Consider the following 10,276-nt stretch of genomic DNA (forward strand, 5'->3'; position numbering starts at 1 on the left):
GGTGTGTAGTGATGGTGGAGGTGTATGTTTGTGTCTGAATCCAGCGCAACAAGAGAGATATTAATTCGATTACCTCAAAATTTTTTAACAGAGTTAGATGGGTATGCGAGTGAGGAAAATGTAAATCGCAGTGAATTTATTTATCGTGCCACAAAAATGTATCTTCGCGAACGTAAAAAGAAAGAGTTTCGCGAATCGATGAAACGCGGTTATATTGAAATGGCGGCCATTAACTTAACGATTGCTTCTGAAGCCTTCCAGGCTGAATTCGAGGCTGGTCATTGCGTTGAACGATTAGTTAGCGGAGGCTGAGCCATTGATTGTTGTTAAGCGTGGTGACGTATACTTCGCAGACCTTTCCCCGGTAGTTGGTTCAGAGCAGGGGGGGACCCGTCCGGTACTAATTTTACAAAACGATATTGGTAATCGCTTTAGTCCGACTGTGATCGTGGCAGCCATTACAGCTCAAATTCAAAAAGCGAAATTGCCTACACATGTTGAGATTAATGCAAAAAAGTACGGATTCGAGCGGGATTCCGTCATTTTATTAGAACAGATCCGGACAATTGATAAGCAGCGTTTAACTGATAAAATTACGCATCTTGACGAACCGATGATGCAAAAAGTCAATGAAGCTTTGCAAATTAGTTTAGGCCTCATTGAGTTTTAAAGAAAATTTTTCCCGTTAAACCGGGCGTTATTATAATACAAATCATTCTTGATGTTATTTAGATGGCACGATCCCTGCAACTGTGGGGATCGTGTTTTTTTTGTCAAATAACATTAACATATCCAAAAACTATACAGCAGGAAATATGAAAAATTTGACGAATAAAAACATTATACAGTTAGATATTGGATGGAACGTCATTGTTTTTTATAGTATCTCCCTAACTTTTCATTAATTGATGTTTTTCTTACCTGAATTTCGGGTATGTAGTTATTTTGTAAATACCTAAAAAAAAGCAAAAGTTAGTGGGGAAATTCAACAGAAATCCAAATGGAAATAACATTACAGTTAGTTAACATCCTTGTGACGTGGACAGGGAAACAAGGCAATTGTGTTAGAATGGGAGGATATTATGAATCAATTGGTTTACGATTTTATTAAGCAAAATCAAGATTACATCCTTACTGAGTGGATGGGCATCATGAAGGAAAGTACGGACGAAAGATTAATTAAAGTCGTTTCAGATCGAATGTTCACGCAAACTAGCAGTGAATTTATAGATATGATCATTACGAACGTTGATAGTAAAAACAAGGAATTCACATTGAAGCTTTCAGATTTTGCCGAGAAAGTCGTCCAATTGGGATGGCCTCTCACTTTCGTCAATGAAGGACTTCATAAATTCACGTTAATTGTCATAAATGGTATGGTGGAAAAGGGTCTTGTTACTCCTGGAAATCAAGTCAATCTTGTTAACCAATTGGATAAATGGGCCACACCGATAAATAATGAAATAGTCAATATATATACTCAAACTTGGGAAAGAACTGTTTCCATGCAAAAAATAGCGTTGCAAGAACTTTCGGCTCCGCTCATTCCTGTATTGGAAGGAATAACGGTAATGCCGCTGATTGGTACGATTGATACGGAACGTGCCAAACAGATAATGGAAAACCTGTTGACCGGCGTTGTTAAGCATAGATCAGAAGTTGTTCTCATTGATATAACGGGCGTGCCGGTCGTGGATACCATGGTTGCCCATCATATCATTCAAGCGGCGGAAGCAGTCCGATTAGTGGGCGCAAAATGTATACTCTGCGGCATCCGCCCTGAAATTGCTCAAACAATCGTTAATCTTGGAATTAATTTAAATGAAGTGATTACAAAAAATACATTGAAAAAAGGGATAGAAGTTGCGTTGGAATTAACGAGCCGTAAGATCGTAAAGGTGGAGGGATAAGTATGAGGATTCCGATATTGAAGCTTTATGACTGCTTGTTAGTCTCTATACAGTGGGAATTGGATGATGTGACAGCCCTTCAATTTCAAGAGGATTTACTGCATAAGATTCATGAAACAAGCGCGAATGGCGTTGTTATAGATATTACCTCAATAGATTTTATTGATTCTTTTATCGCAAAGGTATTGGGCGATGTCTTTAGCATGTCTAAGCTTATGGGGGCCAAAGTTGTAATTACGGGAATCCAGCCTGCTGTTGCAATAACATTAATTGAACTGGGAATTAGTCTCGATGATGTTCTGACAGCATTAGACTTAGAGAAAGGCCTGGAGAAATTACAACAGGAATTGGGGGATTAAAGAATGGAGTTCCAATCCTGCGTAAAAATCATAAATGAATGGGACATCGTAGCTGCAAGGCAGCTCGGAAGAAATGTCGCTAAAGAGTTGGGGTTCGGTACTGTAGACCAGGCCAGGATCACAACAGCCATTAGCGAATTGGCCCGAAACATATACCTATATGCTGGACAAGGCAGTGTTAGCATAGAAAAGCTAAATATAAATGGGAAGTCAGGATTGAAAATCATTGCAGAGGACCAGGGTCCGGGAATTGAGGATATCCGCAGAGTCATGGAAGATGGATATACCACCTCAGGGGGACTGGGCGCAGGTCTTCCTGGAGCCAAACGTTTAATGGATGACTTTGATATTGATTCGATACCAGGTGAAGGGACTAAGATCATCGCTACGAAATGGCTCCGTTAGGGGGGGAATATGGATATTAGGGAGAACATGGAGAAAAAGTATCATGAGGCGCTTTCTACTTATCTTAAAGACCAAAATGAGCAGGCACTCTACCAAGGACAAAAGATTAGCCGCCTACATATCAAATACAATATATCTCCAGAAGAAATCATCAGTATGCATAAAAATAACTTAATGGAACTTTACCCGGAATTACCGGGAAAAGTGTTGGATTCTTTCGATTTTCTGCTGGAAGTCATGATGGGCTACGGTATTGCATACCGTGAACATCAAAGCCTTAGACATCAACAGCAGGAACTGAAAACGGAAATCGAGATTGCGGCAAACGTTCAACATACTCTTTTGGAAACGAAAATTCCTGATATCAAAGCACTTGAAATTGGAGCGATCAGTGTTCCGGCGAGACAGATGAACGGAGATTACTATCACTTCGTCCAAGATGAAAATGATCGTATAGGAGTAGGGATAGCAGATGTCATAGGAAAAGGGATTCCTGCTGCATTGTGCATGTCGATGATCAAATATGCGATGGACAGTCTTCCCGAGCATCGTCATGAACCGAATAGTGTGCTTGAGAGTTTGAACCGTGTTGTGGAGCATAATGTGGATCCAAGCATGTTCATAACCATGTTCTATGGTTTATATGATCCGCATGATAGGCAATTTTCCTATGCTTCAGCCGGACATGAACCTGGCTTTTACTATGATGCCGCAACAGGTACTTTTAGTGATTTGGATGCAAAGGGCTTGTTGCTTGGAGTTGATAAAAAAACAAGGTATCGCCAATATGAAAAAACGGTGAATCGTGGAGACATGATCATTTTATTATCCGATGGGGTAACGGAATGCCGGACGTATGATGGGTTCATAGAAAGGGAAACACTTATCGGTTTCATTAAAAAGAATATGCATTTGCAAGCCCAGGAAATGGTGAATAATATATTTAAACAATTAGAGAAAATGCAGAACTTCCAACTGAGGGATGATTTTACATTAATAATTTTAAAATCAAATGTTTAGTATTGTTTCTGCTGGGTATAGATATAGGAATGAAGAGGATTTGAAGAGGTGGGTCAAGGATGAATATAACTGTAGATGTTAATGAATTAAATACTGAATTTGTTGTAAAACTAAAAGGTGAAATCGATGCCTATACTGCACCGAAATTAAGGGAATCACTATTTCCGATTTCAGAGCAGGATAATGTTTCGATTACGATTGATTTAACTGAAGTCTCTTATATGGATAGTACGGGACTTGGGGTATTTGTCGGTGCCTTCAAAAGCGTAAGGGCACATAATGGCGAATTCACATTAATTGGCTTATCAGAAAGGTTACGACGTTTATTTGATATAACAGGTCTTGCAGATATCATTGATATAAAAAGTGGTACAGAGGGTGGGTTAGAATGAGTCAAGTATATGATTACATCGAAATGAAAATACCTGCAAAACCAGAATTCATCGGTGTCATTCGTTTAACGCTTTCTGGGATAGGAAGCCGGATGGGATTTGCGTATGATGAAATTGAGGATTTGAAAATAGCTACCAGTGAGGCTTGTACAAATGCGGTACAGCATGCATATAAGGATTCTGAAAAGGGTGAAGTGAAAGTAAGTTTCGGCCTTTATCCTGACCGTCTGGAGGTCATGGTTTCTGATAGTGGCAAGAGCTGTAATTTCGAAGAAGTTCGTCAAGGACTCGGTCCATACGAAAATGGACAAAAAGTCGAACTTTTGAGAGAAGGAGGCTTGGGTCTTTACCTTATTGAAACTTTGATGGATGATGTTAAAATTCATCAGCATGATGGGGTTACAGTATTTATGACTAAGTTTTTAGAAGGAGAGCAGGTGGAGATGGATGCAAAAACAGTCTCAACCTAATCAGGCACAAAGAGAACAGGTAAATGAATGGATTAGAGCTTACCAGCAGAATCAAGATGATGAAGCACAGAGTAATCTAGTCATCCATTATAAAAGTTTAGTTGAAACAATCTCCCGCAAGTATGCGAAAGGGAAATCATTTCAGGAGGATATCTCCCAAGTCGGCATGATTGGTTTATTAGGTGCCATTCGACGATATGATGAATCTTTCGGTAAGAGCTTTGAGGCATTTGCCGTCCCTACTATAATCGGCGAAATCAAAAGGTTCCTTCGTGACAAAACATGGAGTGTCCATGTGCCAAGGAGAATTAAGGAGCTTGGTCCGAAAATCAGGGTGACTGTCGAGGAATTGACGACAACTCTGCATCGTTCACCAAGAATAGATGAAATAGCCGATAGTATAGGCGTGACTGAAGAAGAAGTTTTAGAAGCGATGGAAATGGGAAAAAGCTATCAAGCTTTATCTGTGGATCATTCTATTGAGGCGGATTCTGATGGCGGTACTGTCACATTGCTTGATATATTCGGGAATGTCGATGAAGGTTTTGAAAAGGTCAATCAGCGGCTTGTGCTTGAAAAGGTGCTGCATGTTCTGAGTGACCGTGAAAAGATGATCATTCAACATACTTATTTAGAGAATTTAAGCCAGAAAGAAGCTGGCGATAAATTGGGGATTTCCCAAATGCATGTTTCGAGGCTCCAACGCCGCGCGATCAAGAAGCTTCAAGAAGCCATTAATGCTGAAAACTCGGAGTTAATTCAGTGATCAAAGATATTCTGAGGGAAGAAAAAATAGAAGTCCTTGTCTCTCAATCGTCTAAAAACGGGATGGTTTATTGTGGTGATGATTACTTCTTTCTTCATACGAAAGAATACTTTGTGTGTGTCCTGGCAGATGGTCTAGGCAGCGGCAAAAATGCTTATGATTCCTCCCATGCCGTCATCGAGGAAGTTAAACGTAATCATGAGTTGGATGTAGAATCATTAATGGCAGTATGTAACCAGGTTTTAGTCGATAAGCGGGGGGCAGCCGTTTCGATTTTGAAGATTTTTTATGACAAGAATGAATTTGTATACAGTTCAGTGGGTAACATCCGCTTTTTTCTGTATAATCCAAGCGACGATAAACTTGTTTACCCTTTACCTGTTACAGGGTATTTATCCGGAAGGAAACAAACATACAGGACGCAGAGCTACAAATATGAACCAAATGCAAAATTCATCCTTCATTCCGATGGTTTAGAACTTAAGGGAGCTAAATCTTTTTTAAAAAGGCTGGTCCCTATCGATAAGAACGCACAGTGCATATTAAAAAGCAGTCCGTTAACTGCAGATGATACAACTTTCATTTTAGGAAGCTTACTTTCGCCATAATTCGGAAGTGAGCTTTTTTGTATTGAATTCGCAACTTCATCACTCATTTGCTAGACTATACTTATTAGATCAAAAGGTTGGAGGTAAACATAATGATCGTTGTAGAAGATAAATTGAAAGAACTGATTAAACAAATATCCAATGAGCTAATTTTGAAAAATAATCAAGTCCAAAACGTCATACAGATGCTGCAAGAAGGGAACACTGTCCCTTTTATCGCTCGGTATAGGAAAGAAATGACGGGTTCGCTTGATGAAGTTCAGATTCGTTCCATCATGGAAAGGTGGAACTATCTTGAAAACCTTGGCCAGAGGAAAGCGGAAGTTACGCGTTCAATTGGTGAACAGGGAAAATTGACGGAAGAATTAACGATACAAATCGAGAAGGCAACAAAACTGCAGGAAGTCGAGGATTTATACAGGCCATTCAAACAAAAAAGGAGAACGAAAGCGACAGTTGCTAAAGAAAAGGGTCTTGAACCACTGGCCAATTGGCTTCTGGAATGTCCAATGCATGCCAGTGTTAGCGAAAAAGCTGCAGAATTCATATCGGCAGAAAAAGAAGTTTCTTCTATTGAAGAGGCTATTGCTGGAGCGCAGGATATCATAGCTGAACATATATCCGATGATGCAGAATTAAGGAAGTGGATAAGGGCTGAAATTTTCAAAGCCGGAAAAATGGTTTCAACTGTGAAAAATGAAGAGAAGGACGAGAAAAAAATCTTCGAAATGTACTATGAATACGAGGAGCCGGTTCAAAGGATCGTACCGCATCGGGTGTTGGCGCTGAATAGAGGTGAAAAGGAAGAAGTTCTGCGAATCTCCATTCAGCCCCGGACTGAAATCATCATTGGTCATCTTGAGCGGAAAATCATTAAAAATAACAAATCTGAAGCCAAAGTTGTTCTTAAATCTGCGATTGAGGATGGACTCAAGCGATTGATCCTGCCTTCTGTAGAACGGGAAATCAGAAAAGAGTTGACGGAAAAAGCTGAGGATCAAGCTATCCATATTTTCTCTGAAAACCTGCGGAACCTGCTCTTGCAGCCCCCGCTTAAAGGGAAAGTGGTCCTTGCCCTTGATCCGGCATATCGGACTGGCTGTAAGTTGGCCGTCATTGATGAAACCGGAAAGGTTCTCGATATCAGTGTGATCTACCCGCATCCTCCTGCTGCGAAGCTTAATGCTGCCCGTGAAAAAACGATTGAAATACTTCAGCGGTTCTCGGTTGAAATCGTGGCAATCGGCAATGGTACGGCATCACGTGAATCAGAGCAATTCATCGCAGATATTTTAAAAGAAGTGAAAGGGAATATTTCATATATAATTGTTAATGAAGCGGGAGCCAGCGTGTATTCAGCCTCGGATATTGCCCGTGAAGAGTTTCCAGATCTTCAAGTAGAACAGAGAAGCGCCGTTTCGATAGGCAGAAGGCTTCAGGATCCCCTTGCTGAACTTGTTAAAATCGATCCGCAATCCGTGGGGGTGGGTCAGTATCAACATGATGTGTCCCAGAAAAAGTTAACAGAATCCCTCACCTTTGTAGTAGAAACAGCTGTTAACCAGGTGGGAGTGAATGTCAATACCGCTTCATCGTCACTTTTGCAATATGTAGCTGGTTTATCAAAATCGGTTGCTCAAAATATTGTGAAGAAAAGGGAAGTGGAAGGGAAGTTTTCAAGCAGGAAGGAATTAAAGAAGATTCCCCGGCTTGGTGCCAAAACATATGAACAATGTATAGGGTTCTTACGTATCATTAATGGAGATGAGCCTTTAGATCAAACGGCAATACATCCTGAGAACTACAGTGCCGTGAATAAATTATTAAAGAAAATGGGATTCACATCTGATGATTTAGGCAGTGATGCCCTGAATGAAGAATTAGGCAAACTAAATCCGGCTGATTTGGCCGAGGAATTGGAAATTGGGGAAATTACGATTAAAGATATCATAGATGATTTGATGAAACCGGGAAGAGATCCTCGGGATGAATTATCAAAACCACTGCTTAAGCAGGATGTACTAAAAATGGAGGATCTGCAAACTGGGATGGAATTACAAGGTACAGTGAGGAATGTTGTGGATTTCGGTGCGTTTGTGGACATTGGTGTTAAACAGGATGGACTGGTTCATATTTCTAAACTGAGCAACCGGTTTGTAAAGCATCCATTGGATGTAGTGGCAGTTGGGGATGTTGTGACGGTTTGGGTCGAACTGGTTGACTCCAAAAAACAAAGGGTATCTTTAACGATGCTCGAGCCAAAGGATCAAAAATAGCCTACGGTAAGCTCCTTCTATAGTAGAAGGGGTTTTTTTATATGGAGCAAAGTTGAATTTATAAACGGAGGCTTTCTTTTTTTTGATAAAAAAACCAACATTGATTCAACATCTTCACTTGATAATAATCCTTTTCATAAAAGGCTTTGCGGATTTGATTCTGGAACCAATTAGGCATAGCTTTTCCTCCCTTAGTTTCCTATTGTATTATTAGTCTATGTTATAATAGGTTGTCATGTTACCAAGGAAAGGGAGGGGGAAATGGATAATCGGCAATTGCAAAAACTAGTGGAAGAAATATCGTTGAAAGACTTTGAAAAGGCCTTTAGACACCAAGCCAGTTTTAATCCACGTCTCCGAACAACGGGAGGCCGATACTTGCTCCGTTCACACAATATAGAAATCAATAAGAAGTATCTTGATGAACGCGGTGTGGAAGAAATGATTGGAATCATTAAGCATGAATTGTGCCATTATCATCTGCACATCGAAAAAAAGGGGTACCAGCATCGTGATGCGGACTTTAAGCAATTACTCAAAAAAGTGGGGGCACCGAGATTTTGCGAGCCGCTGCCATCTAACCAATTAAAGAAAAAGATGAATACTATTCAATATAAATGTGAAGACTGTCAGCAGGTGTATATAAGAAAAAAGCGAATCGACACTACCCGTTTCGTTTGTGGTAAATGTCGTGGAACATTGATTTACCAAGGGTTTAAGGAGTAAAAAACAAAAATATAAAAAAACATAAAAGAACCCTTGACTTTAAGTTGCAACCTCTTTATAATCATAAGAGTCGACAAGATAACAACTTGTTCTTAACGACAAACACTAAGGTCCTTGAGCGTGAAAAAGGAACCCAATTTTCATTATTCCGCAGTAGCTCAGTGGTAGAGCATTCGGCTGTTAACCGAACGGTCGTAGGTTCGAGTCCTACCTGCGGAGCCATTTTTTTGGGGAAGTACTCAAGAGGCTGAAGAGGCGCCCCTGCTAAGGGTGTAGGTCGCGTAAGCGGCGCGAGGGTTCAAATCCCTCCTTCTCCGCCAGTTACATATTTTATCAAGGCCCATTGGTCAAGCGGTTAAGACACCGCCCTTTCACGGCGGTAACACGGGTTCGAATCCCGTATGGGTCACTTTCTTATACGTAATCAAAATACTGGTCCCGTGGTGTAGCGGTTAACATGCCTGCCTGTCACGCAGGAGATCGCGGGTTCGATTCCCGTCGGGACCGCCATTTTTTTAAAAAAACACTTGCTAAAATAATATTATCGTGATATAATATTATCCTGGCTGTTAATTAGTATTTGATTATTGGGCTATAGCCAAGCGGTAAGGCAACGGATTTTGATTCCGTCATGCGAAGGTTCGATCCCTTCTAGCCCAGCCATTTTATTTAGAGCCATTAGCTCAGTTGGTAGAGCATCTGACTTTTAATCAGAGGGTCGAAGGTTCGAATCCTTCATGGCTCACCATTTATTTTCGCGGGTGTGGCGGAATTGGCAGACGCACCAGACTTAGGATCTGGCGCCGCAAGGCGTGGGGGTTCAAGTCCCTTCACCCGCACTGATATTTTCTTCTTGACATCAAGTTGAAAAGGTGTTAAACTTACAAAGTCGCTTTCGCGGTCGTGGCGGAATGGCAGACGCGCTAGGTTGAGGGCCTAGTGGGGGAAACCCCGTGGAGGTTCGACTCCTCTCGGCCGCACCAATAACATCATAGAAATTAGCGCCCGTAGCTCAATTGGATAGAGCATCTGACTACGAATCAGAAGGTTGTAGGTTCGACTCCCGCCGGGCGCACCATATTTTACGGGAAGTAGCTCAGCTTGGTAGAGCACTTGGTTTGGGACCAAGGGGTCGCAGGTTCGAATCCTGTCTTCCCGACCATTCTTTCTGAAAATATTTTAAAAATTAAATGCGGGTGTAGTTTAGTGGTAAAACCTCAGCCTTCCAAGCTGATGATGAGAGTTCGATTCTCTTCACCCGCTCCATTATTGCTCTTTGAAAACTGAACAAAACAAAGCGCCAACGTTAAATTTTAAGTGAGCACACACTATCAAAAAAGCAAA

Annotated in this window: 13 protein-coding genes and 11 tRNA genes; 23 read left to right on the top strand and 1 reads right to left on the bottom strand. The window is 41.0% G+C overall.

Annotated features, from left to right (window positions below; translation table 11 throughout):
• Window positions 1-30 precede the first annotated feature (30 nt).
• The 11 genes from ACYP5M_RS26195 (at window position 31) to ACYP5M_RS26245 (ending at window position 8,206) form a co-directional block, all read left to right on the top strand.
• Window positions 31-312 (top strand): CopG family ribbon-helix-helix protein, encoded by a 282-nt coding sequence (locus ACYP5M_RS26195; RefSeq protein ID WP_034306380.1) that lies wholly within the window; start codon window positions 31-33, stop codon window positions 310-312.
• Between the two features lie 7 nt (window positions 313-319).
• Window positions 320-670, top strand: a complete 351-nt coding sequence (locus ACYP5M_RS26200) for a type II toxin-antitoxin system PemK/MazF family toxin (RefSeq protein WP_034306610.1) — start codon at window positions 320-322, stop codon at window positions 668-670.
• A gap of 412 nt (window positions 671-1,082) precedes the next feature.
• Window positions 1,083-1,910 (top strand): RsbT co-antagonist protein RsbRA, encoded by an 828-nt coding sequence (locus ACYP5M_RS26205; RefSeq protein WP_434168306.1) that lies wholly within the window; start codon window positions 1,083-1,085, stop codon window positions 1,908-1,910.
• Between the two features lie 2 nt (window positions 1,911-1,912).
• Window positions 1,913-2,269: an STAS domain-containing protein gene (locus ACYP5M_RS26210; RefSeq protein ID WP_048682053.1), complete on the top strand. Its 357-nt coding sequence runs from the start codon at window positions 1,913-1,915 to the stop codon at window positions 2,267-2,269.
• Between the two features lie 3 nt (window positions 2,270-2,272).
• Window positions 2,273-2,674 (top strand): anti-sigma regulatory factor, encoded by a 402-nt coding sequence (locus ACYP5M_RS26215; protein WP_101225983.1) that lies wholly within the window; start codon window positions 2,273-2,275, stop codon window positions 2,672-2,674.
• A gap of 9 nt (window positions 2,675-2,683) precedes the next feature.
• Window positions 2,684-3,694: a PP2C family protein-serine/threonine phosphatase gene (locus tag ACYP5M_RS26220; RefSeq protein ID WP_101225982.1), complete on the top strand. Its 1,011-nt coding sequence runs from the start codon at window positions 2,684-2,686 to the stop codon at window positions 3,692-3,694.
• A 59-nt stretch (window positions 3,695-3,753) separates the two neighbouring features.
• The gene (locus tag ACYP5M_RS26225) at window positions 3,754-4,086 is read left to right on the top strand and encodes an anti-sigma factor antagonist (protein ID WP_434168308.1); all 333 of its coding nucleotides are present in this window, start codon (window positions 3,754-3,756) and stop codon (window positions 4,084-4,086) included.
• Window positions 4,083-4,556 (top strand): anti-sigma B factor RsbW, encoded by a 474-nt coding sequence (rsbW, locus tag ACYP5M_RS26230; RefSeq protein WP_034306366.1) that lies wholly within the window; start codon window positions 4,083-4,085, stop codon window positions 4,554-4,556. The genes ACYP5M_RS26225 and rsbW overlap by 4 nt, the downstream gene beginning before the upstream one ends.
• Window positions 4,534-5,322 (top strand): RNA polymerase sigma factor SigB, encoded by a 789-nt coding sequence (gene sigB / locus ACYP5M_RS26235; protein WP_137020608.1) that lies wholly within the window; start codon window positions 4,534-4,536, stop codon window positions 5,320-5,322. Before rsbW ends, sigB begins: the two co-directional genes overlap by 23 nt.
• A complete protein-coding gene (locus tag ACYP5M_RS26240; protein WP_230178895.1) occupies window positions 5,319-5,930 on the top strand; it encodes a PP2C family serine/threonine-protein phosphatase in 612 nt (203 codons plus the stop codon). Before sigB ends, ACYP5M_RS26240 begins: the two co-directional genes overlap by 4 nt.
• A gap of 92 nt (window positions 5,931-6,022) precedes the next feature.
• A complete protein-coding gene (locus ACYP5M_RS26245) occupies window positions 6,023-8,206 on the top strand; it encodes a Tex family protein (protein ID WP_459735719.1) in 2,184 nt (727 codons plus the stop codon).
• A 58-nt stretch (window positions 8,207-8,264) separates the two neighbouring features.
• Here the strand turns inward: ACYP5M_RS26245 and cmpA are convergent, their stop codons facing one another.
• Window positions 8,265-8,384 carry a cortex morphogenetic protein CmpA gene (gene cmpA / locus ACYP5M_RS26250; protein ID WP_089364909.1) on the bottom strand — a complete coding sequence of 40 codons (120 nt, stop codon included), beginning with the start codon at window positions 8,382-8,384 and terminating at the stop codon, window positions 8,265-8,267.
• Between the two features lie 83 nt (window positions 8,385-8,467).
• Between cmpA and ACYP5M_RS26255 the strand changes: the two genes are divergently transcribed.
• The 12 genes from ACYP5M_RS26255 (at window position 8,468) to ACYP5M_RS26310 (ending at window position 10,198) form a co-directional block, all read left to right on the top strand.
• On the top strand, window positions 8,468-8,932 hold the full coding sequence (locus tag ACYP5M_RS26255) for a SprT family protein (RefSeq protein WP_101225978.1): 465 nt from the start codon (window positions 8,468-8,470) through the stop codon (window positions 8,930-8,932).
• Between the two features lie 147 nt (window positions 8,933-9,079).
• Window positions 9,080-9,154, top strand: a tRNA-Asn gene (locus ACYP5M_RS26260).
• Between the two features lie 7 nt (window positions 9,155-9,161).
• A tRNA-Ser gene (locus ACYP5M_RS26265) sits at window positions 9,162-9,252 on the top strand.
• Window positions 9,253-9,269: 17 nt separating this feature from the next.
• Window positions 9,270-9,341 (top strand) — tRNA-Glu (locus ACYP5M_RS26270).
• A gap of 25 nt (window positions 9,342-9,366) precedes the next feature.
• Window positions 9,367-9,442 (top strand) — tRNA-Asp (locus ACYP5M_RS26275).
• A 78-nt stretch (window positions 9,443-9,520) separates the two neighbouring features.
• Window positions 9,521-9,595 (top strand) — tRNA-Gln (locus ACYP5M_RS26280).
• Between the two features lie 9 nt (window positions 9,596-9,604).
• Window positions 9,605-9,680 (top strand) — tRNA-Lys (locus tag ACYP5M_RS26285).
• A 9-nt stretch (window positions 9,681-9,689) separates the two neighbouring features.
• Window positions 9,690-9,771 (top strand) — tRNA-Leu (locus tag ACYP5M_RS26290).
• Window positions 9,772-9,829: 58 nt separating this feature from the next.
• A tRNA-Leu gene (locus tag ACYP5M_RS26295) sits at window positions 9,830-9,915 on the top strand.
• Window positions 9,916-9,933: 18 nt separating this feature from the next.
• A tRNA-Arg gene (locus tag ACYP5M_RS26300) sits at window positions 9,934-10,010 on the top strand.
• A 7-nt stretch (window positions 10,011-10,017) separates the two neighbouring features.
• Window positions 10,018-10,094, top strand: a tRNA-Pro gene (locus ACYP5M_RS26305).
• A gap of 30 nt (window positions 10,095-10,124) precedes the next feature.
• Window positions 10,125-10,198 (top strand) — tRNA-Gly (locus ACYP5M_RS26310).
• Window positions 10,199-10,276 lie beyond the last annotated feature (78 nt).

This window comes from Peribacillus sp. N1 (assembly GCF_054600815.1).

What these genes read in the sequence shown, in the direction of transcription:
- cmpA (WP_089364909.1), bottom strand. Translation starts at nt 8,384, where the DNA reads ATGCCTAATTGGTTCCAGAATCAAATCCGCAAAGCCTTTTATGAAAAG.
- ACYP5M_RS26210 (WP_048682053.1), top strand. Translation starts at nt 1,913, where the DNA reads ATGAGGATTCCGATATTGAAGCTTTATGACTGCTTGTTAGTCTCTATA.
- ACYP5M_RS26225 (WP_434168308.1), top strand. Translation starts at nt 3,754, where the DNA reads ATGAATATAACTGTAGATGTTAATGAATTAAATACTGAATTTGTTGTA.
- ACYP5M_RS26220 (WP_101225982.1), top strand. Translation starts at nt 2,684, where the DNA reads ATGGATATTAGGGAGAACATGGAGAAAAAGTATCATGAGGCGCTTTCT.
- sigB (WP_137020608.1), top strand. Translation starts at nt 4,534, where the DNA reads ATGCAAAAACAGTCTCAACCTAATCAGGCACAAAGAGAACAGGTAAAT.
- ACYP5M_RS26205 (WP_434168306.1), top strand. Translation starts at nt 1,083, where the DNA reads ATGAATCAATTGGTTTACGATTTTATTAAGCAAAATCAAGATTACATC.
- rsbW (WP_034306366.1), top strand. Translation starts at nt 4,083, where the DNA reads ATGAGTCAAGTATATGATTACATCGAAATGAAAATACCTGCAAAACCA.
- ACYP5M_RS26215 (WP_101225983.1), top strand. Translation starts at nt 2,273, where the DNA reads ATGGAGTTCCAATCCTGCGTAAAAATCATAAATGAATGGGACATCGTA.
- ACYP5M_RS26255 (WP_101225978.1), top strand. Translation starts at nt 8,468, where the DNA reads ATGGATAATCGGCAATTGCAAAAACTAGTGGAAGAAATATCGTTGAAA.
- ACYP5M_RS26245 (WP_459735719.1), top strand. Translation starts at nt 6,023, where the DNA reads ATGATCGTTGTAGAAGATAAATTGAAAGAACTGATTAAACAAATATCC.